26 protein-coding genes are annotated in these 25,665 nt (G+C 53.7%); 18 read left to right on the forward strand and 8 right to left on the reverse strand.

Going from position 1 to position 25,665, the window contains the following annotated elements; genetic code table 11:
* Positions 1 to 10: 10 nt before the first annotated feature.
* Positions 11 to 1,333 (reverse strand): D-serine ammonia-lyase, encoded by a 1,323-nt coding sequence (gene dsdA / locus HV352_RS00085; RefSeq protein WP_181635111.1) that lies wholly within the window; start codon positions 1,331 to 1,333, stop codon positions 11 to 13.
* A 17-nt stretch (positions 1,334 to 1,350) separates the two neighbouring features.
* Positions 1,351 to 2,688 (reverse strand): D-serine transporter DsdX, encoded by a 1,338-nt coding sequence (dsdX, locus tag HV352_RS00090; protein WP_181635112.1) that lies wholly within the window; start codon positions 2,686 to 2,688, stop codon positions 1,351 to 1,353.
* A gap of 229 nt (positions 2,689 to 2,917) precedes the next feature.
* Here dsdX and dsdC point away from each other — a divergent pair, with 229 nt between their 5' ends.
* Both dsdC and HV352_RS00100 read left to right on the forward strand, forming a co-directional pair.
* Complete coding sequence (gene dsdC, locus HV352_RS00095; RefSeq protein WP_047415695.1) at positions 2,918 to 3,844, forward strand: DNA-binding transcriptional regulator DsdC; 927 nt, start codon at positions 2,918 to 2,920, stop codon at positions 3,842 to 3,844.
* A 78-nt stretch (positions 3,845 to 3,922) separates the two neighbouring features.
* Positions 3,923 to 5,005 (forward strand): cellulase family glycosylhydrolase, encoded by a 1,083-nt coding sequence (locus HV352_RS00100; RefSeq protein WP_085055756.1) that lies wholly within the window; start codon positions 3,923 to 3,925, stop codon positions 5,003 to 5,005.
* On the opposite strand, the gene emrD is transcribed toward HV352_RS00100, so the two are convergent.
* The 3 genes from emrD to tisB all read right to left on the reverse strand — a co-directional run bounded on the left by emrD (position 4,932) and on the right by tisB (position 7,356).
* Positions 4,932 to 6,116, reverse strand: a complete 1,185-nt coding sequence (emrD, locus tag HV352_RS00105) for a multidrug efflux MFS transporter EmrD (RefSeq protein WP_181635113.1) — start codon at positions 6,114 to 6,116, stop codon at positions 4,932 to 4,934. The genes HV352_RS00100 and emrD overlap by 74 nt on opposite strands.
* Positions 6,117 to 6,309: 193 nt before the next feature.
* Positions 6,310 to 7,143: a DMT family transporter gene (locus HV352_RS00110; protein ID WP_181635114.1), complete on the reverse strand. Its 834-nt coding sequence runs from the start codon at positions 7,141 to 7,143 to the stop codon at positions 6,310 to 6,312.
* 123 nt (positions 7,144 to 7,266) lie between these two features.
* On the reverse strand, positions 7,267 to 7,356 hold the full coding sequence (tisB, locus tag HV352_RS00115; RefSeq protein ID WP_003023909.1) for a type I toxin-antitoxin system toxin TisB: 90 nt from the start codon (positions 7,354 to 7,356) through the stop codon (positions 7,267 to 7,269).
* Between the two features lie 522 nt (positions 7,357 to 7,878).
* Here tisB and ivbL point away from each other — a divergent pair.
* The 3 genes from ivbL to ilvN all read left to right on the forward strand — a co-directional run bounded on the left by ivbL (position 7,879) and on the right by ilvN (position 10,067).
* Positions 7,879 to 7,977: an ilvB operon leader peptide IvbL gene (gene ivbL, locus HV352_RS00120; protein WP_003827118.1), complete on the forward strand. Its 99-nt coding sequence runs from the start codon at positions 7,879 to 7,881 to the stop codon at positions 7,975 to 7,977.
* Positions 7,978 to 8,084: 107 nt separating this feature from the next.
* Positions 8,085 to 9,773, forward strand: a complete 1,689-nt coding sequence (gene ilvB, locus HV352_RS00125; protein ID WP_181635115.1) for an acetolactate synthase large subunit — start codon at positions 8,085 to 8,087, stop codon at positions 9,771 to 9,773.
* A gap of 3 nt (positions 9,774 to 9,776) precedes the next feature.
* Complete coding sequence (ilvN, locus tag HV352_RS00130) at positions 9,777 to 10,067, forward strand: acetolactate synthase small subunit (protein ID WP_003023914.1); 291 nt, start codon at positions 9,777 to 9,779, stop codon at positions 10,065 to 10,067.
* Between the two features lies 1 nt (position 10,068).
* Here ilvN and HV352_RS00135 read toward each other — a convergent pair whose 3' ends face one another.
* Positions 10,069 to 10,854 (reverse strand): DeoR family transcriptional regulator, encoded by a 786-nt coding sequence (locus HV352_RS00135; RefSeq protein WP_016157805.1) that lies wholly within the window; start codon positions 10,852 to 10,854, stop codon positions 10,069 to 10,071.
* Positions 10,855 to 11,179: 325 nt separating this feature from the next.
* On the opposite strand from HV352_RS00135, the gene rbsK reads away from it, so the two are divergent.
* The 11 genes from rbsK to nepI all read left to right on the forward strand — a co-directional run bounded on the left by rbsK (position 11,180) and on the right by nepI (position 22,284).
* Entirely contained in the window at positions 11,180 to 12,100 is a 921-nt protein-coding gene (rbsK, locus tag HV352_RS00140; protein WP_181635116.1) for a ribokinase, read from the forward strand.
* Between the two features lie 27 nt (positions 12,101 to 12,127).
* Positions 12,128 to 13,444: an L-fucose:H+ symporter permease gene (fucP, locus tag HV352_RS00145; protein ID WP_003023919.1), complete on the forward strand. Its 1,317-nt coding sequence runs from the start codon at positions 12,128 to 12,130 to the stop codon at positions 13,442 to 13,444.
* An 11-nt stretch (positions 13,445 to 13,455) separates the two neighbouring features.
* Positions 13,456 to 14,469, forward strand: a complete 1,014-nt coding sequence (locus tag HV352_RS00150; protein ID WP_137379365.1) for an aldose 1-epimerase family protein — start codon at positions 13,456 to 13,458, stop codon at positions 14,467 to 14,469.
* Positions 14,470 to 14,664: 195 nt separating this feature from the next.
* Positions 14,665 to 15,258, forward strand: coding sequence for a transcriptional regulator UhpA (gene uhpA / locus HV352_RS00155; RefSeq protein ID WP_016155044.1), 594 nt, complete (start codon positions 14,665 to 14,667; stop codon positions 15,256 to 15,258).
* The gene (gene uhpB, locus HV352_RS00160; protein ID WP_016157802.1) at positions 15,255 to 16,757 is read left to right on the forward strand and encodes a signal transduction histidine-protein kinase/phosphatase UhpB; all 1,503 of its coding nucleotides are present in this window, start codon (positions 15,255 to 15,257) and stop codon (positions 16,755 to 16,757) included. Before uhpA ends, uhpB begins: the two co-directional genes overlap by 4 nt.
* Positions 16,758 to 16,766: 9 nt before the next feature.
* The gene (locus HV352_RS00165; protein WP_046276191.1) at positions 16,767 to 18,095 is read left to right on the forward strand and encodes an MFS transporter; all 1,329 of its coding nucleotides are present in this window, start codon (positions 16,767 to 16,769) and stop codon (positions 18,093 to 18,095) included.
* 142 nt (positions 18,096 to 18,237) lie between these two features.
* Positions 18,238 to 19,629: a hexose-6-phosphate:phosphate antiporter gene (gene uhpT, locus HV352_RS00170; protein WP_003023929.1), complete on the forward strand. Its 1,392-nt coding sequence runs from the start codon at positions 18,238 to 18,240 to the stop codon at positions 19,627 to 19,629.
* A gap of 148 nt (positions 19,630 to 19,777) precedes the next feature.
* The gene (locus HV352_RS00175) at positions 19,778 to 20,230 is read left to right on the forward strand and encodes a DUF1198 family protein (RefSeq protein WP_016157801.1); all 453 of its coding nucleotides are present in this window, start codon (positions 19,778 to 19,780) and stop codon (positions 20,228 to 20,230) included.
* Positions 20,231 to 20,330: 100 nt separating this feature from the next.
* The gene (locus HV352_RS00180; RefSeq protein ID WP_016157800.1) at positions 20,331 to 20,672 is read left to right on the forward strand and encodes a type II toxin-antitoxin system RelE/ParE family toxin; all 342 of its coding nucleotides are present in this window, start codon (positions 20,331 to 20,333) and stop codon (positions 20,670 to 20,672) included.
* Positions 20,673 to 20,680: 8 nt separating this feature from the next.
* The gene (locus HV352_RS00185; protein WP_016157799.1) at positions 20,681 to 20,980 is read left to right on the forward strand and encodes a helix-turn-helix transcriptional regulator; all 300 of its coding nucleotides are present in this window, start codon (positions 20,681 to 20,683) and stop codon (positions 20,978 to 20,980) included.
* Positions 20,981 to 21,099: 119 nt separating this feature from the next.
* Positions 21,100 to 22,284 (forward strand): purine ribonucleoside efflux pump NepI, encoded by a 1,185-nt coding sequence (gene nepI, locus HV352_RS00190; protein ID WP_094169436.1) that lies wholly within the window; start codon positions 21,100 to 21,102, stop codon positions 22,282 to 22,284.
* Positions 22,285 to 22,339: 55 nt separating this feature from the next.
* Here nepI and HV352_RS00195 read toward each other — a convergent pair whose 3' ends face one another.
* Positions 22,340 to 23,722: a glycoside hydrolase family 1 protein gene (locus HV352_RS00195; protein WP_047358473.1), complete on the reverse strand. Its 1,383-nt coding sequence runs from the start codon at positions 23,720 to 23,722 to the stop codon at positions 22,340 to 22,342.
* Positions 23,723 to 23,814: 92 nt separating this feature from the next.
* Positions 23,815 to 24,108, reverse strand: a complete 294-nt coding sequence (locus tag HV352_RS00200; RefSeq protein WP_019078023.1) for a YicS family protein — start codon at positions 24,106 to 24,108, stop codon at positions 23,815 to 23,817.
* Between the two features lie 130 nt (positions 24,109 to 24,238).
* Here HV352_RS00200 and HV352_RS00205 point away from each other — a divergent pair, with 130 nt between their 5' ends.
* On the forward strand, positions 24,239 to 24,655 hold the full coding sequence (locus HV352_RS00205) for a GNAT family N-acetyltransferase (RefSeq protein WP_181633089.1): 417 nt from the start codon (positions 24,239 to 24,241) through the stop codon (positions 24,653 to 24,655).
* A gap of 171 nt (positions 24,656 to 24,826) precedes the next feature.
* Positions 24,827 to 25,645 (forward strand): lipoprotein NlpA, encoded by an 819-nt coding sequence (gene nlpA / locus HV352_RS00210; protein WP_016157795.1) that lies wholly within the window; start codon positions 24,827 to 24,829, stop codon positions 25,643 to 25,645.
* Positions 25,646 to 25,665: the final 20 nt, after the last annotated feature.

Consider the following 25,665-nt stretch of genomic DNA (forward strand, 5'->3'; position numbering starts at 1 on the left):
TCAGCGGCGTTTAACGTCCTTTGGCCAGATACTGCGCCATTTCGGCTTCCGGCACCATGCCGCCGCCGGTCGCCCACACCAGGTGGGTGGCGTTATTGAGCTGCTCCGCGCTGAAGCCATGCATTTGCTGATAGTCAGCAGAAGCGCAAACGTGCTGCGGACCGGCCATCCCGGCCAGCGCCGATGGCTCAAGGCGAATGCCTTCTTCCTGCGCCAGCCAGCCCAGCATGTCGTACATAGTCTGATCGTCCAGGGTGTACAGACCGTCGAGCAGACGTTCCATTGCTCGGCCAACAAAGCCGGACGCGCGGCCCACCGCCAGCCCATCAGCCGCTGTCAGGTTATCGATACCAATGTCCTGCACAGAAATCGTATCGTGCAGCCCGGTATAAATCCCCAGCAGCATGCACGGTGAATGGGTCGGTTCTGCGAAGAAGCAGTGCACGTTATCGCCGAATGCCAGCTTCAGGCCAAACGCCACCCCGCCAGGCCCACCGCCGACGCCGCACGGCAGGTAAACAAACAGCGGATGGTCGGCATCCACCACGCGCCCCTGCTGCGCGAACTGCGCCTTCAGACGCTGGCCGGCGACCGCATAACCTAAAAACAACGTGCGGGAATTTTCATCATCGATAAAGAAACAGTTCGGATCGGATTGTGCCGCCTTACGGCCCTGCTCAACCGCCACGCCATAATCTTCTTCATACTCCACGACCGTCACGCCGTGGCTGCGCAGTTTGGCTTTTTTCCATGCGCGAGCGTCTGCAGACATATGAACCGTCACCTTAAAGCCGATACGGGCGCTCATAATGCCGATCGACATCCCAAGGTTGCCAGTGGAGCCTACGGCGATGCTGTACTGACTGAAGAACTGTTTAAACTCAGGCGAAAGCAGAATGCTGTAATCGTCTTGTGTGGTCAGCAGACCAGCCTCCAGCGCCAGTTTTTCCGCGTGGGTTAGCACTTCATAAATACCGCCACGCGCTTTAATTGAGCCGGAAATCGGTAGATGGCTGTCTTTCTTCAGCAGAATTTCGCCGTTGATGCGCTGCCCATACTCTTTTTCCAGCCGCTTTTGCATCGTTGGGATCGCGGCCAGTTCAGATTCGATAATGCCGCCGGTGGCTGCGGTTTCCGGGAATGCCTGCGCCAGATACGGCGCGAAGCGCGTCAGACGAGCGTGGGCATCCTGAACATCGTGCTCTGTCAGGCCAACATACGGTAAACCTTCCGCAAGAGAGGTAGTGCCAGGGTTAAACCAGGTCGTCTCCTTGAGAGCGACCAGATCTTCCACTAAAGGATGCTGGGCGATAAGTGTTTGAATGTTTTCCATAGTCAGTCTCTTTGCGCTTAGATAATAAAGGAAAGCAGGAATGTGCAAACCAGTGCAATAACGGACGCGATAAATGTCGCGGTCGTATAATATTTGAACGTCTCATTTAGGGTGGCGCCGCAGTACTGCTTCACCAGCCAGAAGAGGGAATCGGTGACGATCGTGCAGCCAATCGCGCCGGAACCGATGGCAATGGCGATGATCTCCGGGCTAACGTTGGGGTAGAGCGGCAGCATCGGGGCCACGATTGCCGTCGCACCCATCATCGCCACCGTGGCAGAGCCCACCGCAGCATGCAGGATTAACGCCACCAGCCAAGCCAGCAGAATCGGGTGCATATGCATGTTCGAGAGGATCAGCGCGAGAGTATCCGCCAGTCCGCTGCTCTTGAGGATAGCGTTGAATGCGCCGCCTGCGCCGATAATCAGCAAAATGTTAGCAATGGAGCCAAAACCGTTTTCGGTGTGGGTCAGCAGCGCACCCATGCCAATGTGCTGACGCAGACCGAGAATGTAATAGGCCACGAAAACGGCAATAAACATCGCGGTGATCGGGTTACCAATAAACTCCAACAGCGTATAAACCGTGCTGCCTTTCGCCATGTTCAGCTCAGCGACGGTTTTTACCAGCATCAGGCCAATCGGCAGCAGTACGGTAAACAGCGTAGCGCCCAGCGATGGCAGCGTACTTTCGTCGCGCACCTTGAGGTCGGAAAACTCAGCCGGAACCGGTTTAAACGGCAGACGGTTACCGAGGAATTTCAGATACAGCGGACCGCCGATCAGCGAGGCCATTAAGCCCACCAGTAAGCCGTAGACAATCACGGTGCCAATGTCCGCGCCCAGCTTGTTCGCCACGAACAGGGCGGCTGGATGCGGCGGCACGACGCAGTGTACCGCCATCAGCGCTGTACATAACGGAATCGCCAGCTTCAGTAGCGAGGTATTGGTTTTTTTGGCAATTGAAAAGGCCAGAGGAATCAACAGCACTACGCCGACTTCAACAAACAGCGTGATCCCGCAAATCAGCCCGACCAGTACCATAATGACGTCAACGGAAAGCCAGCGACAGCGCTGTAGCGTCAGGCCGATACGTTCGGCCGCGCCGGATACTTCCATCATTTTGCCAAGAATGGTCCCAAGGCCGATAACCGCGGCGAGGAAGCCCAGCGTACCGCCGATGCCACTCTCAATGGCATTGACCATATCCAGCGGCCCCATACCCATCATCGTACCCACGAAGAAGCTGGCTAACAGCAGCGCCAGAAACGGGTGGAATTTGAACTTCACGATGGTCAAAACGATTAACACGATGCTTATCAGCAGCGTGCTCACAACCCAGATTTGAGAGTGCATAACTCACCTTGCCCTGTGATTAATATAGGGTTATTGGACAAAAATAAGGCATGGTCTGACAAACGATATAAATCCCCTTTCACATGAGCCAGATTGCATCAATTAGGTGATTTACGTCTAATTACGCTTTGTTTATGCGATATGGTTCACCTTGATTCATCTTTATGCTGATTTTTGCAGCGAACTTTTTTACACTCCGGCGAATGAATCAGGAGGACAGGAGGTGAACATGGATCCCTTACGCGAGGTCAGAAATCGGCTGCTCAACGGCTGGCAGTTGTCAAAGCTGTATACCTTTGAAGTGGCGGCCCGACATCAGTCGTTTGCGCTGGCGGCAGATGAGCTGTCATTAAGCCCCAGCGCTGTCAGCCATCGCATTAATCAGCTGGAAGATGAGCTGGATATTCAGCTGTTTGTTCGTTCGCATCGTAAAGTGGAACTCACCCACGAAGGCAAGCGGGTGTTCTGGGCGCTGAAATCATCGCTGGATACGCTGAATCAGGAAATCCTTGATATTAAAAATCAGGAGTTGTCCGGGACGCTCACCGTCTACTCACGGCCTTCTATCGCTCAGTGCTGGCTGGTTCCGGCGCTCGGCGACTTTACCCGTCGCTATCCGTCGATTTCGCTGACCATGCTGACCGGGAACGACAACGTCAATCTGCAGCGTGCCGGGGTCGATCTGGCCATCTATTTTGACGACGCGCCCTCCGCGCAGCTCACGCACCACTTCCTGATGGATGAAGAGATCCTGCCGGTATGCAGCCCGGACTACGCTCGCCGCCATGACCTTACCGGTTCGCTGGTGAATTTACCGCACTGTACGTTGCTGCATGACAGACAGGCGTGGAGTAACGACTCCGGGACCGATGAATGGCACAGTTGGGCGCAGCATTTTTCGGTGAATCTGCCGACATCGTCGGGAATTGGCTTCGATCGTTCTGATTTGGCGGTAATTGCGGCGATGAATCATATCGGCGTAGCGATGGGCCGAAAGCGGCTGGTGCAAAAACGCCTCGACAGCGGAGAGCTGGTTGCGCCTTTTGGCGATATGGCGCTGAAATGCCATCAGCACTACTACATCACCACCCTGCCTGGCAGACAGTGGCCGAAAATCGAGGCGTTTATTCGCTGGCTTCAGGAACAGGTTAAATAAGCGGGTTGCGAATATTTTTTACGCTTTCTCGCTACACGCAAAGTGAAAAAGCATGCTAAATACGTGATATCACTCCTGATGATTTGCGTAAGGACGACCGTGTTAAAGCCGATTGTTTCCCTTTTACTGTTAGCCAGCGCCACCGTGTGTGCCGCGCAACCTGTGCTGACCGCGGCGCAGTATGCGCAGCAGCTTGGCGTTGGGATGGACGTAGACTGGGCGCGCACCGATCGGGGTATTCGTGAATTCGATCCGCTGGTGGTGCGGGATTACAAGGCGAAAGGGTTAACCCACGTGCGCATTCGCGTGGCGGGAGAGCCTACGGAGGCGCGGCTTATACATCTGCGCAAGCTGGTGGAAGCCTGCGAGCAGTATGGCGTGATCCCGATAATTGCCTATCAGGCTGACGAATATAAAAAAGATCCCAGTACCGGTAACGAAAAAGAGGTGGTTAACTGGTGGGTGGCGGTGGCGCATTACTTTGGTCAAAGCTCGCCGTTGCTGGGTTTCGACCTGATATACGAACCCTCTGATAAGCTCAACCATAATCAGGTGTCGCTCAATCGGGTGTATGACAAAACCATTCGTACTGTCCATGCCATCGACCCGCAGCGGATGATTTTTATCGCGCCGCGACTACGCGCCGCCCCGGAAGATTTGCCTGACCTGAAACTGCCGCCGCAAAGTCAGAATACCGTGCTGGCTCAATGGCATATTTTTCCGTGGGGGCCGCTGAAAAATAACGGTAAATATCCGTGGACCTCAGGCACAGCGGCAGAAAAGGCCGCTATTCGCGCCCGTATCAATACCGCCATTCACTGGCAGCAGAAAACGGGTCATGTCAGTTGGGTGGGAGGCTGGTCGCCAGGAGAAACTATCAGGAACGCGCCTTCTGCCTCGCAAATGGCGTTTGCCCGATTTATGGCGTGCGAACTGAAAAAAGCGAAAATTCCCTATGCTATCAATGCGGATACGCAGTTTTATGATGGTGAGGAAGGCGCCTGGCGTCCGGCGCTGGAGCCGTTACTGACGACGATGATCGCGCCTGAATGCGAAAAGCCCGGCGATAAGCCGGGCCATCATACGCTTAAACCGCCTGCCCCTGATGCGACACGCGTGACGCCAGCGGAAGCCAGCAAACAAAAATCAACAGTCCCATAAGGGTCATCAGCAGGCCCAGACTGGCTTGCCCGGTCTGCGGCAGCATTGCAGAGAACCACGCCAGCACGCCGGAACCAATATTCTGTAATCCCCCAACCAGCGCACCGGCAGTGCCTGCCAGGAATGGGAAAGGCTCCATTGCGCCACTGGTTGCCAGCGGAAAAAGCATCCCGGCACCGAAGAAAAATAGTGCGGCGGGAATCAGCAGCGTCCAGACGTTCATCACGTCAAACAGGCCCGGGATCCACATCATTAAACCGGCTACCAGACAGCAGATAACCGACTGCCACATCAGCGTCGAGAAACGCTTATTCGGGCGACCGGCGAACCAGGCGCCGAAAAATGCCGCCGGGATGGGCAGAATAAACAGGATACTGACCACCATGCTGCTTAAACCGAGCCTTGCGCCCAACAATACCCCGGAGCAGGCCTCGAAGACCGCAACGCCCGCCAGGCCGCCGATCAGCATCAGCACGTAACAGGTGAAAGAACTGTTACCAAACAGCGTTTTATAGCTGGCGATAAGGCGTGGACGCGGTGCGCCCGCAGGACGCGTTTCCGGCATCCAGCGCGCCATGCTAAACGTGACGCCCGCGCACAGAACCAGCAGGAAGATGTAACAGGTGCGCCAGTTCCACAAGGTATCCAGCATGCCGCCAATCAGCGGGGCCAGCAGCGGACTCACCAGAATCCCCATGTTTAACAAACTATTCGCGTGGCGCAGCTGCGTGCCTTCGTACAGATCGCGCGGTAAGGTTCGCGCCATTACACCGCCGACGCCTGTGCCCATGCCCTGGATTGCACTGGCGATAATCAGTACCGTCAGGCTGTGGGTGGTAATCGCGACCAGCGTGGCCAGCATAAAAATAGACATTCCGGCGAGGATCACCGGACGGCGGCCAACGCGATCGGAAAGTGGGCCGTAAAACAGTTGTGACAGGCCGTAGGTCAGCAGGTAGGCGGCCATTACGCTTTGCACCGCTCCTTCGCGAACGTTCAGTTCACGCGCCATATCAGCAATCGCGGGGATATAAATGGTTTGCGCCATCTGACCTACCGCCACCAGTAATACCAACATCAACAACAAATTGACGCTTCTATGCCTTTTCATTTCGCTGATTACTTTTAAAAAAGAGAAAAAAGAAGAATAAGGTGCTGTACTTTCCCGTAAATGCGCGTGGAATCTACCACAACAGAAAAAGAAGGCCAGATAGTGGGCTGGAATGTTTACGCGATGAACGGCAGGAAATGTAAACAAAAAGCGGCAACAAATGTTGCCGGATTGCATCGGCTTTACGGCGCGATCATGACAAGCGAAGTAAGACAGCGCCTACGGCAATACCGGCGGCCGCGATAAGGCGTATTCCGGCAACCTTTTCTTTCAGCAGCAGCCAGGCGAGCAGAGCACCAAACAGAATGGAGGTTTCACGCAGCGCTGCGACCACCGCCAACGGAGCCTGGGTCATGGCCCACAGCGCCAGACCGTAAGAACCCATCGTACCAATCCCGCCCAGAATACCTTTCTTCCACTGCTGTACCAGATAGCGCGATGCTTCCCGGCGCCGGGCGATCATCGCCCAGCCCAGCAGACAGGAACCGTTCAGAAAGAAGGTCCACAGCGTATAACCGAGCGCGGTTTCTGATAAGCGTACGCCGGTGCCATCAACCAGCGTGTAACCGGCGATAAAGCAGGCGTTAATGAGCGCCAGTACGATCCCGCGTTGTGAGCTGCTGCGTCCGTTAAATGCCATGCCGAGAATGGCCAGACAGATCGTAGCAATCCCCACCCAGGCAAACACAGACAGGCTATCGCCAAGGAACAAGACGCTGATAATCGCAACCAGCAGCGGTGCTGTTCCACGCATCAGAGGATAGGTCTGACTCATATCCGAAACCTGATAGGTTTTGGCGACCAGGACCGTATACACCACTTGCAACGCGGTTGAGATGGCCAAAAACGGCAGGCTGGTGGCGGAAGGCTGAGGCGCGAAGGGTAAGCAGATCAATGCCATAATCGCCGCGGAGCCGCTGACGCCAATCGCCGAGTACAGTTTATCGTTTCCAGCTTTAACAATGGCATTCCAACTGGCATGCAGCAGCGCGGCAAACAGCAAAATGCAGAAAACAGAAAGCGTCATGGTGGCGTTCTTCCCTGAGAATGTCATAAAAACGTAACATATTGGCGCAAGACAAGCACCAGGGAGAAGGTGAAAGGGGAGCGGAGTTTTACCCGCTCCCCTTAGGTGCGACTTGAATCCGAATTACTTAACGTATTTCAGAACGGCATCAAGTAGTTGCAGTGCTGCAACAATGAGTTTGAGGATAAGAATAGCGATATCCACGAGGCTCATACGCTCTCCTTTTGGTACAAGGAGCACGGTGCTGACGTACCTCGCCGCTGCCTGTTGCCAGCACCTTTGTTGACATAACACAGTGTGCTCACACGGGGGTTAAGGCGCTGACGGCACCACCCGTTTCAGCCAGGACTTTGATGCGCCGGTTTACGATGCGGCCCCCGCATAACACATTGCGTACCGAGACATTATAGATAAATACTGTATAAATTAACAGTATTTTATGGACATTGTGCCATTCATGTTCCATACTCAAAACCATCAAAATTCGTGCCGAAATTGCGTGTTCTTCGCAGAACGCGTATACTTTTTCCGTTGACATAACACAGTGTGTTCGGCGGCTACCAACCGCACAGCGCTGAAAAAAACCTCGCTCCGGCGGGGTTTTTTGTTTTCCGACTCTGCACAGCGAAATGTGATCGTTGACGCATTTTTATGCAGATGAAAAATTTTCCATTGTCACGCTGAAAAACCTGTGTTTGTATAAATCCAGTTAATCAACAAACAGACAGGTCCCTAATGAACCCTTCCATGCTGACTGCGACCCTACTAAAAACTGCGCCATCTCGCGCAGCGGTCGTCGTGCGTGTGGTGGTGGTCGTCGGCAATGCGCCGTAGGGTCCGGATCAACACACGATTCCAAAACCCCGCCGGCGCAAACCGGGCGGGGTTTTTCGTTTAAGAGACCTGCCCGAAGCAAAGGCCCAGAATAAAAGGACTGGAGCATGGCAAGTTCGGGCATAACATCCAAGCGTACGCGTTTTACGGGCGCAGAATTCATCGTTCATTTCATGGAACGCCAGGGGATTCAGGTGGTCACCGGTATTCCTGGCGGATCGATTCTTCCCGTGTATGACGCCTTGAGCCAAAGCACGCAAATCCGTCATATCCTGGCGCGCCACGAGCAGGGCGCGGGGTTTATCGCGCAGGGGATGGCGAGAACCGATGGTAAACCCGCCGTCTGTATGGCCTGCAGCGGACCGGGCGCGACCAACCTGGTGACCGCCATTGCCGACGCGCGGCTGGATTCTATCCCGCTGGTGTGTATCACCGGGCAGGTTCCGGCCTCAATGATCGGGACCGACGCCTTCCAGGAAGTCGACACCTACGGCATCTCTATCCCCATCACCAAGCACAACTATCTGGTCCGCCATATCAGTGAATTACCGCAGGTCATGAGCGATGCGTTCCGCATTGCGCAGTCCGGCCGTCCGGGCCCGGTGTGGATAGACATTCCTAAGGATATTCAAACCGCCGTTTTTGAGATTGAAGAGATGCCGGAGCCCGCGCAGAAAATGGCGGCACCGGCGTTCAGCCAGGACAACATTCGCGATGCCGCAGCTATGATTAACGCCGCACAGCGTCCGGTGCTGTATCTCGGCGGCGGCGTGATTAACGCGCCTGAGCGGGTTCGTGAACTGGCAGAAAAAGCCATGCTGCCCACCACCATGACCTTAATGGCGCTCGGTATGTTGCCGAAAGCGCATCCGCTGTCGTTAGGCATGCTGGGTATGCACGGCGCGCGCAGCACTAACTTTATTCTGCAAGAAGCGGACTTATTGATTGTTCTGGGCGCGCGTTTTGATGACCGGGCGATTGGTAAAACCGAGCAGTTCTGTCCGAACGCCAAAATCATCCATGTGGATATCGACCGCGCGGAGCTGGGTAAAATCAAACAGCCACACGTGGCGATTCAGGCGGATGTCGATGAGGTTCTGGCGCAACTGATCCCATTAATTGACGCGCAGCCGCGAGAGTCGTGGCATCAAATGGTGGCCGATTTACAACGCGAATTCCCCTGCAGCATTCCGCAGGAAAGCGACCCGCTCAGCCACTATGGGCTGATCAACGCCGTAGCGGCCTGCGTGGATGACAATGCCATTATCACCACCGACGTAGGCCAGCATCAGATGTGGGCCGCACAGGCTTACCCGCTGAACCGTCCGCGTCAGTGGCTGACCTCCGGCGGTCTGGGAACCATGGGCTTTGGCCTGCCGGCGGCAATTGGCGCAGCGCTGGTCAACCCGGACAAAAAGGTGCTGTGCTTCTCCGGCGACGGTAGCCTGATGATGAATATTCAGGAAATGGCGACGGCCAGCGAAAATCAGCTGGATATTAAAATCATCCTGATGAATAACGAAGCGCTGGGTCTGGTGTATCAGCAGCAGAGTTTGTTCTATAAGCAGGGCGTTTTTGCGGCGACATATCCGGGGATGATTAACTTTATGCAGATAGCCGCCGGGTTTGGCCTCGAAACCTGCGATTTGAATAACGAAGCGGATCCACAGGCAGCGTTGCAGGAGATTATTAATCGCCCTGGACCTGCGCTGATCCACGTGCGCATCGATGCCGAAGAAAAAGTGTACCCGATGGTGCCGCCGGGTGCGGCAAACACAGAAATGGTGGGGGAATAAGCCATGCAACAGCAGACTCATGACAACGTAATCCTGGAACTCACCGTACGCAACCATCCGGGCGTAATGACCCACGTCTGCGGGCTGTTTGCCCGCCGCGCGTTCAACGTGGAAGGCATTCTCTGTCTACCGATTCAGGACAGCGACAAGAGCCGCATCTGGCTACTGGTCAACGACGATCAGCGTCTTGAGCAGATGATAAGCCAGATCGACAAGCTGGAAGATGTGGTGAAAGTGGCCCGCAACCAGTCCGACCCGTCGATGTTTAACAAAATCACGGTTTTCTTTGAGTGAGTTAGTCGCCGTCTGAATCCGGGGTGATGACTTTGACAGAGCCGTTCCGGCAGTGGGTTGCGTAATCTGCCGGCAACGGGCGATCGCTTATCAGTACGTCAAAAGTGGAAAGCGGACCAATGCTGGCGGGAGCAACCTCATCAAACAGGGCGTGGCGGGTTAGCAGAATTTTGCGCAATCCGCGTTCCATCGCTTTGCGTTTGGTGGCCAGATCGTCCGGATTGAACCAGCTAACGCCGAAATGCTCATGGACTCCGCTGGCAGAGATAAACACTTTTCGTGGGTTGAGCGCATCCAGCGGAGAGGGATTGCTGGTGTCGTAAAAGGCATCACTTTTCGCCCGATAGGTGCCCCCGCAAAGAATCACCGTGGCGTTGGGTTTTTCATTTAGCGCCACGAATACCCGGTGTGAGTAGCAAATTCCGGTAAAGGTAATATCGTCCGGGATCATGCTGACGACTAATGGCATTTCCGCACCATTATCAAAAAAGACCAGATCGTTTTCACTGACCAGTCCCGCGGCCAGAATGGCAACCGGTAAATCGTCGCGATGATACTGCTTTTGCACGGGGAGCGGAGCGTTAACGAGGGTGGCGGGCTTGTTCACCATCACGATGTAACCACCGAGTAGCGTAAGCGGCAATGGTTCGTCATCCTGGCTGAGATCCCGACGGATGGTCATCACGGAAACCTCCAGCATGCGCGCCGCCTCTTTCAGATGGATTCTGTCGGTCTTCTTCAACAATTCCATCAGACGTCGAATACGTTCTTTTTGCTTGGTTTCCATGCACACTCTCCACGAATCATGTTTTCATGTTCCTTCAGTAACATTTATGTGTTTCTGGGAACATGATATTGCTGCATTACTATACGTCTGACCATTGGGAAATAAAAGCGTGTTTTTACACGTTTTATTGATTATAAGCAGCGAGTTTTCAGTCAATTGTAAGCAAGTTAATCATTTTGAGTGTGATAGAGATGCAACATTTAGCATAATAAATAAACAATAAAATGATCCTCCAATCGCGATCCTAGTCACAAATGATACGGAAGTAACATGATAATGTTATTTTAATATCATTGTTGTGTGATTGTTTCTGAGAGGTAGTAAAATGGATATCGCGGTTATTGGCTCCAACATGGTGGATCTCATCACCTACATCAACCAGATGCCCAAAGAAGGGGAAACGCTGGAAGCACCCGCCTTTAAAATTGGTTGTGGCGGTAAAGGGGCAAATCAGGCCGTTGCGGCTGCTAAGCTCAACTCCAAAGTGCTGATGCTGACGAAAGTCGGTGATGATATTTTTGCGGATAACACCATTCGTAATCTCGAATCCTGGGGGATTAATACGACCTATGTCGAAAAGGTACCCTGCACCAGCAGCGGCGTTGCACCGATCTTTGTTAATGCAAACTCCAGCAACAGCATTCTGATTATTAAAGGTGCCAACAAGTTTCTCTCCCCGGAAGATATCGATCGCGCGGCGGAAGATCTGAAAAAGTGTCAACTTATTGTCCTGCAGCTGGAAGTACAGTTGGAAACGGTTTATCACGCGATTGAATTCGGTAAAAAACACGGTATTGAAGTGTTATTAAATCCCGCCCCTGCATTACGGGAATTAGATATGTCTTATGCCTGTAAATGCGATTTCTTCGTGCCAAATGAAACCGAGCTCGAAATATTAACCGGTATGCCGGTGGATACCTATGACCATATTCGCGCCGCGGCACGTTCTTTGGTCGATAAAGGTCTGAACAATATTATCGTCACCATGGGGGAGAAAGGCGCTCTGTGGATGACGCGTGACCAGGAAGTCCATGTCCCGGCGTTTAAAGTGAACGCTGTCGATACCAGTGGCGCAGGTGACGCTTTCATCGGTTGTTTTGCCCACTATTACGTTCAAAGCGGTGATGTCGAAGCCGCCATGAAAAAAGCCGCTTTCTTCGCTGCATTCAGCGTTACCGGGAAAGGCACTCAATCATCTTATCCAAGCATCGAACAATTTAATGAGTTTCTTACCTTAAACGAATAATACTCCTGCATTGTAAAAGGTAGCACTATGAACGATAAAAACATCATTCAGATGCCCGACGGCTATCTGAATAAGACGCCTCTGTTCCAGTTTATTTTGTTATCCTGTTTATTCCCTTTATGGGGATGCGCAGCCGCATTAAATGATATTCTGATTACGCAATTCAAAAGCGTATTTTCACTCAGCAACTTTGCTTCGGCATTAGTTCAGAGTGCCTTTTATGGCGGTTATTTTTTAATTGCGATTCCGGCATCTTTGGTGATTAAAAAGACCAGTTATAAAATCGCCATCTTAATGGGACTGACCCTTTATATTGTTGGCTGTACGCTCTTTTTCCCGGCATCGCACATGGCCACCTACACCATGTTCCTCGCGGCAATTTTTGCGATTGCGATTGGCCTGAGCTTCCTGGAAACCGCAGCCAACACCTACAGCTCCATGATAGGCCCAAAAGCGTATGCCACCCTGCGCCTGAACATCAGCCAGACCTTTTACCCCATTGGTGCAGCCGCCGGTATTCTGCTGGGTAAATATCTGGTCTTCTCTGAAGGCGAGAGTCTGGAAAAACAGATGGCTGGGATGAACGCGGAGCAGATCCACAACTTTAAAGTGTTGATGCTGGAAAATACACTTGAGCCTTACAAGTACATGATTATGGTGCTGGTTGTGGTGATGGTGTTGTTCCTGCTGACCCGCTTCCCGACCTGTAAAGTCGCGCAAACGGCGAGTCATAAACGTCCGTCAGCGATGGATACGCTGCGTTATCTGGCCAGCAATGCCCGTTTCCGCCGTGGGATTGTGGCGCAGTTCCTGTACGTGGGGATGCAGGTCGCGGTGTGGTCATTTACCATCCGTCTGGCGCTGGAATTGGGTGATATCAACGAGCGCGACGCCTCAACCTTCATGGTCTATAGCTTTGCCTGCTTCTTTATCGGCAAGTTTATCGCCAACATCTTGATGACACGCTTCAATCCGGAAAAAGTGCTGATCCTCTACTCCATTATTGGCGCACTGTTTCTGGTCTATGTTGCGCTGGCGCCAAGCTTCAGCGCCGTGTACGTTGCCGTACTGGTGAGCGTCCTGTTTGGACCCTGCTGGGCGACAATCTATGCCGGTACGCTAGATACCGTGGATAACGAACACACTGAAATGGCGGGAGCAGTCATTGTCATGGCGATTGTTGGTGCAGCGGTGGTTCCGGCAATTCAGGGCTATGTGGCCGATATGTTCCACTCGCTACAACTCTCGTTCCTGGTCTCCATGTTGTGCTTCGTGTACGTCGGTATCTACTTCTGGCGTGAAAGCAAAGTGCGCAATAACCTGGCTGAAGCGACTGTTTCCTGAGGAGAGCGATCATGACAACACGTATCACGCTGTGGCGGGAACTCTTTGCAGAGCATCCGCGAATCTTACTGAAGAATAGCGACTTCACGGTTACCGCATTTCGTTACGCCAGCGGTGTGGAAGGGCTGAAGGTAGAAAACAGTCGTGGACATCTGGTTATTCTGCCCTGGATGGGGCAGATGATCTGGGATGCTCAGTTTGACGGGCATGAACTGACCATGCGCAACATGTTCAGTCAGCCGAAACCGGCTGCGGAAGTGGTAGCGACATACGGCTGCTTTGCTTTCCACTCGGGTATATTGGCTAATGGCTGCCCTTCGCCGGAAGATTCTCACCCGTTGCATGGCGAAATGGCCTGTGCCGCGATGGATGAGGCCTGGCTGGAGCTGGAGGGAGAGAATTTGCGCGTGAGCGGACGCTACGAGTATGTGATGGGATTCGGTCATCATTATCAGGCGCATCCTGCGGTGATTATGCGCAAAGCGAGTGCGCTGTTTGATATTCAGATGGCGGTCACCAACCTCGCCTCAGTGGCAATGCCTTTACAGTATATGTGCCATATGAACTATGCCTACGTACCGGAAGCGACCTTCAGCCAGAATATCCCGGATGAAGCCATGAAGCTGCGTGAGTCGGTACCCGCGCATGTTAAACCTACCGAGCAGTGGCTGGCGTTTAATCAGCGGATCATTCAGGGCGAGACCTCGCTGGGGCGCCTCAACGAGCCCGATTTTTACGATCCGGAAATCGTTTTCTTCGCTGACCAACTGGACCGATACACGGATAAGCCTGAATTTCGCATGATCGCACCTGATGGCACCACGTTCGTGACGCGTTTCTCCAGCGCGGAGCTGAATTATGTCACCCGTTGGATCCTCTATAACGGCGATCAGCAGGTGGCAGCCTTCGCCCTACCTGCGACCTGTCGCCCTGAAGGCTTCCTGGCGGCACAGCGAAAAGGCACGTTGATTCAGCTAGAACCGCAGCACACCCGCACATTTACCGTCACAACTGGCATCGCCTGATCGCTCAAGGCTTAAACAGCAGCGCGTCGGAACACAAAATCCTTCAAGCTGCATAAGGCGGCAAGTCTGCTCACCTCAGAAGCTTACTCAAGTCAGTGACTGGGGTGAGCAGACCAAGCCAACGCAGAGGCTGCTTGAAGGATAAAGTGTATATCGTTAAGGTAAGCACGTTTTTTATCCCCCAGGACAGAACCCATGATCACCGTTGCCCTTATCGACGACCACACTATCGTCCGCTCCGGCTTTGCCCAGTTGCTGGGGCTGGAACCTGATTTGCAGGTTGTGGCTGAGTTCGGCTCAGGCAGTGAGGCGCTGGCGGGATTACCGGGACGTGGCGTGCAGGTATGTATCTGTGATATCTCGATGCCTGATATCTCCGGTCTTGAACTGTTAAGCCAGTTGCCAAAAGGGATGGCGATTATCATGCTCTCCGTCCACGACAGCCCGGCGCTGGTGGAGCAGGCGCTCAACGCGGGCGCGCGTGGTTTCCTTTCTAAACGCTGTAGCCCTGATGAGCTGATCGCGGCGGTGCATACCGTGGCGACCGGCGGCTGCTATTTGACGCCGGATATCGCCGTCAAACTGGCGGCTGGTCGTCAGGATCCGCTGACCAAACGCGAACGTCAGGTGGCGGAGAAACTGGCGCAAGGCATGGCGGTAAAAGAGATTGCCGCCGAACTGGGCCTGTCGCCGAAAACGGTGCACGTGCATCGTGCTAACCTGATGGAAAAACTGGGCGTTAGCAACGATGTCGAACTGGCCCGCCGGATGTTTGACGGCTGGCAATGAACACGCTCTGTTCCCGGTTAATCACCGTTGTTGCCTGCTTCTTTATCTTCTCTGCCGCGTGGTTTTGCTTGTGGAGTATCAGCCTGCACCTGGTTGAGCGCCCGGAGCTGGCGGTACTGCTGTTTCCGTTTGGCCTGCGTCTGGGGCTGATGCTGCAATGTCCACGCGGCTACTGGCCGGTGCTGCTGGGTGCGGAATGGCTGCTTCTTTTCTGGCTGGCGCAGGAAGTGGCGCTGGCTCACTTGCCACTTTTGATGATCGGGAGCTTCCTCACGTTACTCCCGGTGATGCTGATTTCGCGCTACCGCCATCAGCGCGACTGGCGCACGCTGCTGTTGCAGGGCGCGGCGCTGACGGCGGCGGCGTTGCTGCAATCGCTGCCCTGGCTTGGGCAAGGCGAAGAGGCGTGGAATGCCCTACTGCTGACGCTCACTGGTGGATTAACGCTGGCTCCGATCTGTCTGGTTTTCTGGCACTATCTTACCAGCACCACCTGGTTGCCGCTGGGTCCGGCGGTGGTGTCTCAGCCAGTGAACTGGCGCGGGCGGCATCTGGTCTGGTATCTGCTGCTGTTTAGCGTCAGCCTGTGGTTGCAGCTTGGCCTGCCCGACGAACTGTCGCGCTTCACGCCGTTTTGCCTCGCGCTGCCGATCATTGCGCTCGCCTGGCACTACGGCTGGCAGGGGGCGCTGATTGCCACGTTAATGAACGCCATTGCGCTGATTGCCAGCCAGACCTGGCACGATCATCCCGTTGACCTGTTGCTCTCCCTGCTGGTGCAAAGCCTGACCGGGCTGCTGCTCGGCGCGGGGATCCAGCGTCTGCGCGAGCTTAACCAGTCGCTGCAAAATGAATTAGCGCGCAACCATCGTCTGGCGGAACGCCTGCTGGAGACCGAAGAGAGCGTACGCCGGGATGTGGCGCGCGAACTGCACGATGATATCGGTCAGACCATCACCGCCATTCGCACCCAGGCGGGCATTGTCCAGCGGCTGGCGCCGGAAAACGCAGGGGTGAAGCGCAGCGGGGCGCATATCGAACAACTTTCTCTTGGCGTGTACGATTCGGTGCGTCGTCTGTTGGGTCGTCTGCGTCCGCGCCAGTTGGATGATCTCACGCTGGAACAAGCCATCCGCTCATTGATGCGTGAAATGGAGCTGGAAAGCCGTGGCATTGTCAGCCACCTTGACTGGCGAATTGACGAATCTGCACTCAGCGAAAGTCAGCGGGTGACGCTGTTTCGCGTCTGTCAGGAAGGGCTGAACAACATCGTTAAGCACGCCAACGCCAGCGCGGTGACGCTTCAGGGCTGGCAGCAGGATGAACGGCTGATGCTGGTGATTGAGGACGATGGCAGCGGCCTGCCGCCGGGGTCGAATCAGCAGGGATTTGGCCTCACCGGGATGCGTGAACGTATTACCGCCCTCGGGGGATCGCTCTCGATTTCCTGTACGCACGGCACGCGGGTCAGCGTGTCGTTACCCCAGCGTTATGTGTAAGGAGCGGTCATGTTTTCGTTTTTAAAATCCCCAGTCAGCGCGCCGCTCATCACCGATAAGCGTGAAGTGGATGCCCTCTACCGCTACTGGCGGCGGCATATTCTGACCACTATCTGGCTCGGCTACGCGCTGTTCTATTTCACACGCAAGAGCTTCAACGCCGCCGTACCGGATATCCTCACCAGCGGCGTGCTGACCCGCAGCGACATTGGTCTGCTGGCGACGCTGTTTTACATCACCTACGGCCTGTCGAAGTTTGTTTCCGGTATCGTCAGTGACCGTTCCAACGCCCGTTATTTTATGGGGTTTGGGCTTATCGCCACCGGCGTGGTGAACATTCTGTTTGGCTTCTCCACCTCGCTCTGGGCTTTTGCGGTGCTCTGGGCGCTGAACGCCTTTTTCCAGGGCTGGGGGTCGCCGGTCTGCGCGCGTTTATTGACTGCGTGGTATTCGCGTACCGAACGCGGCGGCTGGTGGGCGCTGTGGAATACTGCGCACAATGTTGGCGGGGCGCTGATCCCTATCGTGATGGCGGCGACGGCGCTGCACTACGGCTGGCGTGCCGGGATGATGATCGCCGGGCTGTTGGCGATTGTAGTGGGGATTTTTCTCTGCTGGCGGCTGCGCGACAGGCCGCAGGCGATTGGTCTGCCGCCGATTGGCGACTGGCGCCATGATGAGCTGGAAATCGCCCAGCAGCAGGAAGGCGCAGGGCTGAGCCGTAAAGAGATCCTCACCCGCTATGTATTGCTGAATCCCTATATCTGGTTGCTGTCGCTGTGTTACGTGCTGGTGTACGTCGTCCGCGCCGCCATCAACGACTGGGGCAATCTGTATATGTCGGAGACGCTCGGCGTGGATCTGGTGACCGCCAATACCGCCGTGACCATGTTCGAATTGGGCGGATTTATCGGCGCGCTGGTCGCAGGCTGGGGCTCGGACAAACTGTTTAACGGCAACCGCGGTCCAATGAACCTGATTTTCGCTGCCGGAATTTTGCTCTCCGTGGGCTCGTTGTGGCTGATGCCGTTCGCCAGTTACGTGATGCAGGCGGCGTGCTTCTTCACCACCGGATTCTTCGTCTTCGGCCCGCAAATGCTGATCGGCATGGCGGCGGCGGAGTGCTCGCACAAAGAGGCAGCGGGCGCGGCAACCGGATTTGTCGGGTTGTTTGCCTATCTGGGGGCATCGCTTTCCGGCTGGCCGCTGGCGAAGGTGATGGAGGTCTGGCACTGGACCGGATTCTTTGTGGTGATCGCCATTGCGGCGGGGATTTCCGCGCTGCTGCTGCTGCCGTTTTTGAACGCCCAGGCTCCACGCGAACTCAACGAAGCGTGATGCACCTCACCTTTTTGCCCCGAGTAGGGTAAAACTAAGAAATTTTCCCGGTTTCACCTGGACGCTGTCTCAGGCGCGTCTCCCGGCTGATTTTTACAATGCCTGCCATTCGCAGGTATAAAAATTAGCTCGGGAGTGTCAAATGCTGGCCTTTCTAAACCAGGTACGCAAGCCGACCCTGGATCTGCCGCTCGATGTGCGGCGCAAAATGTGGTTCAAACCGTTCATGCAGTCCTATCTGGTGGTCTTTATTGGCTACCTGACCATGTATCTGATCCGCAAAAACTTCAACATCGCGCAGAACGACATGATCTCCACCTACGGGCTGAGCATGACGCAGCTGGGAATGATTGGCCTGGGCTTCTCCATCACCTACGGCGTGGGTAAAACGCTGGTTTCCTACTACGCAGACGGCAAAAATACCAAGCAGTTCCTGCCGTTTATGCTGATCCTCTCCGCCATCTGTATGCTCGGCTTCAGCGCCAGCATGGGGGCGGGTTCAACCAGCCTGTTCCTGATGATCGCCTTCTACGCGCTGAGCGGTTTTTTCCAGAGTACTGGCGGCTCGTGTAGCTATTCCACCATCACCAAATGGACGCCGCGTCGCAAGCGGGGTTCTTACCTCGGTATGTGGAATATCTCCCACAACCTCGGTGGTGCGGGTGCGGCTGGCGTGGCGCTGTTTGGCGCCAACTATCTGTTCGACGGTCACGTCATTGGTATGTTTATCTTCCCGTCAATTATCGCCCTGATTGTCGGCTTTATCGGCCTGCGCTACGGCAGCGACTCCCCGGAGTCTTATGGCCTCGGTAAAGCTGAAGAGCTGTTCGGCGAGGAGATAAGCGAAGAGGACAAAGAGACTGAAGAAAATGAGATGACCAAATGGCAGATCTTTGTTGAGTACGTGCTGAAAAACAAAGTGATCTGGCTGCTGTGCTTCTCCAACATTTTCCTGTACGTGGTGCGCATCGGTATCGACCAGTGGTCCACTGTCTACGCTTTCCAGGAGCTGAAGCTCTCCAAAGAGGTGGCGATTCAGGGCTTTACCCTGTTTGAAGTGGGCGCGTTGGTCGGCACGTTACTGTGGGGTTGGCTCTCTGACCTGGCTAACGGTCGTCGTGCGCTGGTAGCCTGCGTGGCGCTGGCGTTGATTATCGCGACCCTGGGCGTTTATCAGCACGCCAGCAACCAGTATGTCTATCTGGCTTCGCTGTTTGCGCTGGGCTTCCTGGTGTTTGGTCCTCAGCTGTTAATCGGCGTTGCAGCCGTCGGATTCGTACCGAAAAAAGCAATCGGCGCAGCCGATGGGATTAAAGGCACCTTCGCATATCTGATTGGTGACAGCTTCGCCAAGCTGGGTCTGGGGATGATTGCCGACGGCACGCCGATTTTCGGTCTGACCGGCTGGGCGGGCACGTTCGCCGCGCTGGATACCGCCGCCATCGGTTGTATCTGCCTGATGGCCATCGTGGCCGTGTTTGAAGAACGTAAAATTCGCCGCGAGAAAAAAATTCAACAATTGAAAGTCGCTTAAGTTAAGTGTGCATTGGTAACTTTTGCCCGCCTGGATGGCGGGCTTTTTTATGTCGCGGAACCATCCTGAATCGTGTTGATACGTTCAGTCGTCGACAGAGAGGAATTTGCCGTTATGATGGGCATCCTGTCTGGTAATGGATGTGCGCATGATTTGGATAATGCTGGCCACATTGGTCGTTGTTTTTGTAGTGGGTTTTCGGGTGTTGACGTCCGGATCTCGACGGGCAATTCGCCGTCTGAGCGAGCGACTGAATATTGATGTTGTGCCGGTAGAGTCGATGATCGATCAGATGGGAAAAGTACAGGGTGAGGCTTTTTTACAGTACCTCCACCGCCCAGATGAATCGCATCTGCAAAATGCTGCCCAGGTGTTGTTGATCTGGCAAATCGTTATTGTCGACGGCAGTGAGTCGAATCTGCTGCAATGGCACCGTTGGCTGCAAAAAGCCCGATTGGCCACGCCGATTACTGACGCACAGGTGCGTCTGGCGCTCGGTTTTCTGCGCGAGATAGAGCCGGATATGCAGGAGTTTAATGCGTTTCAGATGCGCTATAACGCCTTTTTCCAGCCCGAAGATGGCGTGCACTGGCTACACTGACAGTCATGCCTGTTGGCGAATTAATTGTGCAAATATAAATTGATTTAATAGCTAATGGGCTATAATTTACCTATAGCTTATTAGCTATGAGGGATCGTTGATGTGGGAAGTGGAAACAACGGATGTTTTCGATAAATGGTTTGACGTACAGACCGAGGCGCTCAAGGAAGATATGCTCGCAGCGATGATGATTTTATCCGAGTATGGTCCTCAGTTAGGCAGGCCGTTTGCTGATACGGTAAATGCTTCTGCTTTTTCAAATATGAAAGAGTTGCGAGTGCAGCATCAGGGCAACCCGATTCGGGCGTTCTTCGTGTTTGATCCTTCTCGCCATGGCATCGTGTTATGCGCTGGCGACAAAACAGGGTTAAACGAGAAGAAATTCTATAAAGAGATGATCAGGCTTGCTGACGCTGAGTACCGAAATCACCTTAATAAGTAAGGAAAATTATGGCGACGCTTAAAGAATTGATGGCGAAACAAAGCCCGGAAAGCCAAGAGCGCATTGCTGAAAAAGTAGAAGTGCTACGTCAGGTGATTGCGTTAAATATGTTACGGGAAGAACTGAATCTCTCTCAGGCGGAACTTGCCTCGGCAATGGGCGTTAAGCAGCCAACAATCGCAAAAATGGAACAGGCGGATAACGATCCTCGTCTGTCGACGCTTAAGCGTTATGTCACGGCGTTAGGTGGCGAACTGAGCATTGATGTTAAGTTACCGACAGGTAAAAGAGTCGCGTTTCATCTTTAAAAATCCGTGTGGCCTGGATTTTGTGTTAGATGAAAGTAGTTGCCAAAACGTTAAATGCGTCACAAATTTAGTGTTACACTGCGTAACTTATTCTGCAATAACCCCACGCAGGTAACAAAATGAGTGAAGCTGTTGAACAAAAATCCCGCGCTGAGGCAAATGCCCGACCGAACTGGTCGGCGGTATTCGCCGTGGCGTTCTGCGTTGCCTGCCTGATAACCGTTGAGTTTCTGCCCGTTAGCCTGTTAACGCCGATGGCGCAGGATCTGGGGATTTCTGAAGGTGTTGCCGGACAATCGGTGACTGTGACGGCATTTGTTGCCATGTTCGCCAGCCTGTTTGTGACGCAAATTATCCAGGCGACCGATCGTCGCTACGTGGTGATCGTGTTTTCGGTGCTGCTGACGCTCTCCTGCCTGCTGGTTTCCTTTGCCAACTCTTTTTCACTGCTGCTCATTGGCCGCGCCTGTCTCGGTCTGGCGCTTGGCGGATTCTGGGCGATGTCGGCGTCGCTGACCATGCGTCTGGTTCCCGCCCGTACGGTACCGAAAGCGCTGTCGGTGATTTTTGGCGCGGTCTCTGTCGCGCTGGTGATTGCCGCGCCGCTGGGGAGTTTTTTGGGCGGTATTATCGGCTGGCGCAACGTGTTTAATGCGGCGGCGGTAATGGGCGTGCTGTGCACGATTTGGGTGGTGAGAGCGCTGCCGTCGTTGCCAGGTGAACCTTCGCATCAGAAACAAAATATGTTCATCCTGCTGCAGCGCCCGGGGGTGATGGCCGGGATGATTGCCATCTTTATGTCCTTTGCCGGACAGTTCGCCTTCTTTACCTATATTCGCCCGATCTATATGAATCTGGCAGGCTTTGAAGTTGATGGCCTGACGTTGGTGCTGCTGAGTTTTGGTATCGCCAGCTTTGTCGGGACGTCGCTCTCCTCGGTAGTTCTGAAGCGCTCGGTCAAACTGGCCTTAGCCGGTGCGCCGCTGGTGCTGGCGCTTAGCGCGCTGGTCCTGATCCTGTGGGGTAGCGACAAAGTTGTGGCGGCAGGTATTGCGATTATCTGGGGCCTGGCGTTTGCGTTGGTTCCGGTCGGCTGGTCGACGTGGATCACCCGATCGCTTGCCGATCAGGCAGAAAAAGCCGGATCCGTCCAGGTCGCCGTGATCCAGCTTGCCAATACCTGCGGGGCAGCGGTGGGAGGCTATGCGCTCGATAACCTCGGACTGCTTTCGCCCCTGATGCTTTCCGGCAGCCTGATGCTGCTGACGGCGCTTCTGGTCACGATGAAGGTCAGAATACAGTGAGATTGTTGCCTGATGGCGCGCAGCTTTCAGGTAACACCGCTATCTGACGACTGAATCAATCAAAACCCTTGTTTTCGGCGGTATGGGCAAACCATTCGCCGCTTTTCTTCACCGTACGTTTTTGCGTATCTAAATCTAACTGGACAAAACCGTAGCGGTTTTTATATCCGTTGAGCCAGGACCAGTTATCAATAAAGGTCCACATATGGTAGCCAAGACAATTACACCCTTCGCTAATGCCTTTATGTAGCCATTTAAGATGCGCAGAAACAAATTCAATACGGTAGCTGTCGTTGATTTGGTCCTGCTGAATAAAACGTTGCTCATTTTCGACTCCCATGCCGTTTTCAGAAATAAAACAGCGCGGGTTGCCGTAGTTATCACGCAGATTAGTAATAATATCGTATATACCTGGCTCGTAAATTTCCCAGCCACGGTAAGGGTTCATTTTACGCCCCGGCATTTCGTAATAATCAAACAGCCACTCCGGCATAAACGGCGCGTCAGGATTGACGGCAGTATCACGACATTTCACGCGGCGCGGCTGATAATAATTAATACCGAGCAGGTCGATTTTGCCATCGGCGATGAGCTGACTGTCGCCTGGCTGACATGCTGGGAGTTGATCGTACTCTTTTAGCAGCTCTATCAGATCCGCCGGATATTCACCTTTTAGCACCGGGTCAAGGAAGCTGCGGTTAAACAGCAGATCCGCATGGTGCGCAGCTTTTACATCCGCTGGGTGTTGTGAGCGCGGATAAGAGGGCGTTAAATTCAGGATCACACCGATTTCACCGTCATAACTACCGGCGTGATATGCGCGTACCGCCGTGGAATGCGCCAGTACGGTGTGATACGCCACGGTGGCCGCGCGTTTGAAATCCACCACATTAGGGTAATGGAAGTCATACAGATAGCCGCCTTCTACCGGGACAATCGGTTCGTTAAAGGTGAACCAGTGCTTCACCCGATTGCCGAACAAGGTAAAACAGGTTTGTGCGTAGCGACCAAACGCCTCAACCACATCACGGTTTTCCCAGCCACCTTTCTCCTGCATCACCATCGGCATATCGAAGTGGAACAGGGTGATAAATGGCGTAATGCCTTGCGCCAGCAGCTCATCGATGACGTTGTTATAGAAATCAACTGCCTGCGGGTTGACGTCGCCAGTACCGTCCGGGATCAGTCGTGACCAACTGATTGAAGTGCGGAAGCTGTTGTGCTTCAGCTGTTTGAGCAGTGCGATGTCCTGTTTCCAGTGCTGATAAAAGGTCGAGGTGTTCGCCGGGCCAACCCCCTGATGGAAACGCCCAGGCTGGCGGTCGAACCACACGTCCCATGTCGTCTGGCTTTTGCCGCCGTTCAGACTATCCCCTTCGGTTTGCAGCGCCGAGCAGGCACTGCCCCACCAAAAGTTTTCGGGAAAACGATATCGCATTATCTTGCTCCTTGATGTGTTTCATTTCCCTACACAATAGGCGATTTTGCAAAACAGAAACCGGTTACAGCACTCGTTTTTCAATGCGATAGTTACAAATCCGGGCATTCAACTTTGCCCAGCGCTTCCCAGTAGTTGTTCTGATTGTTTCTTTGTATTGCCAGAATGGCTTCGCGGATGTGTTGCTGATTACGGGTATCAGCCATAATCGTTTTTTCCCACACCTCATCCGATGGCGACCCCTGCGGGGTACAAATCTTGCGTAAATCCTTCAATACGGTGTTTTTTTCATGAACGGACTGTAGAGAGCCATAAGCCGAATCGGCCTGCGCCAAACCCGGCAGCATGAAAAGAATGGCAATAAGCGGTAAAACGGCTTGTTTCATGATAATAATCCTTGTTGTCGATGCGCATCATCTCAAGAGTAAGTGTAGACGGCATGCGCCTCACTCATCAGCCTGTGTTAATTTCTAAAAAGAAAATCAGCCAGAAGTTTTAGTTTTTCAGGAGGATAGGATGCAAATACAGATTACAGATACCATTACTGAAGACGATCAAAATGCTCTGCTTGTTGGATTGCGCGCCTACAATCGCCAGTTCCTGAGGACCACCAATTTTGGCGACCTGGCGGTGTACTGGCGCGATGAGCACAATGAAATACTGGGCGGGCTGATCGGTAAAATCAAAGGCGAATGGCTGTGCATTGATTTCCTGTGGATGCATGAATCGCTGCGTAAAGGCGGTTACGGCACAAAGTTGATGCAGGCCGCTGAACAGACGGCGCGTGAGAGAGGATGCCTGCATGCGCTGGTGGACACGATGAGTTTCCAGGCGCTGCCGTTTTATCAGAAAAACGGCTATCAGTTGCAAATGACCCTCGATAACTTTCCAGAAACCGGTTCCGCGCGCCATTATTTGTCGAAAACGTTTTGATGACCGGAAGGACTGCAAAAGGGATGACCTAACGGCACATTCCGAGTCATTTTCCTTTTCGCATTATGCTTTTTTCTTCTTGCTGATGCTTTTTCGTTTTTTAAACCGCAGCGGCCTTCCCGCTATAGTCATTTCATTACTCATCAGGCGGTTATTGCAAAAGGAAAAAACGTGAAACTGAAGATACCTTATTTCGGGGCTGGGGCGGCGTTATTACTGGCGGGATTATTGCTGGCAGGATGCGATCAGCAGAACAATGATGCAAAGCATATTAAAGTGGGCGTGATTAACGGCGCGGAGCAGGATGTGGCGGAAGTCGCGAAGAAAGTCGCTAAAGAAAAATATGGCCTGGAGGTGGAATTGGTGGGGTTTAGCGGTTCTCTGCTGCCCAACGATGCCACTAATCATGGTGAGCTGGATGCCAATGTCTTCCAGCATCGTCCGTTCCTTGAACAAGATAATAAAGCGCACGGCTATAAGCTGGTAGCGGTGGGCAATACCTTTGTGTTCCCGATGGCGGGTTATTCGAAGAAAATCAAAACCGTTGCTGAACTAAAAGACGGTGCGACGATTGCGATACCTAACGATCCGACCAACCTTGGGCGGGCGCTGTTGCTGCTACAAAAAGAGAAGTTAATCACTCTGAAAGCGGATACCGGCCTGCTGCCAACGGCGCTGGATATTACGGATAATCCGCGACATCTGAAAATTATGGAACTGGAAGGGGCGCAGCTACCGCGTGTGCTGGACGATCAAAAAGTGGATGTGGCGATTATCAGTACCACCTACATCCAGCAAACCGGGCTTTCTCCGGTACATGACAGCGTATTTATCGAAGACAAAAATTCACCGTACGTGAACATTCTCGTGGCGCGAGAAGACAATAAAGATGCCGAGAATGTGAAAGAATTCCTGCAATCTTATCAGTCACCGGAAGTGGCGAAGGCCGCTGAAACTATCTTTAACGGCGGCGCAGTTCCGGGCTGGTAATCGTCACCCGTTGCCGCGCC

It is taken from the genome of Citrobacter sp. RHBSTW-01044 (genome assembly GCF_013781945.1).
Lineage (GTDB): Bacteria > Pseudomonadota > Gammaproteobacteria > Enterobacterales > Enterobacteriaceae > Citrobacter > Citrobacter braakii.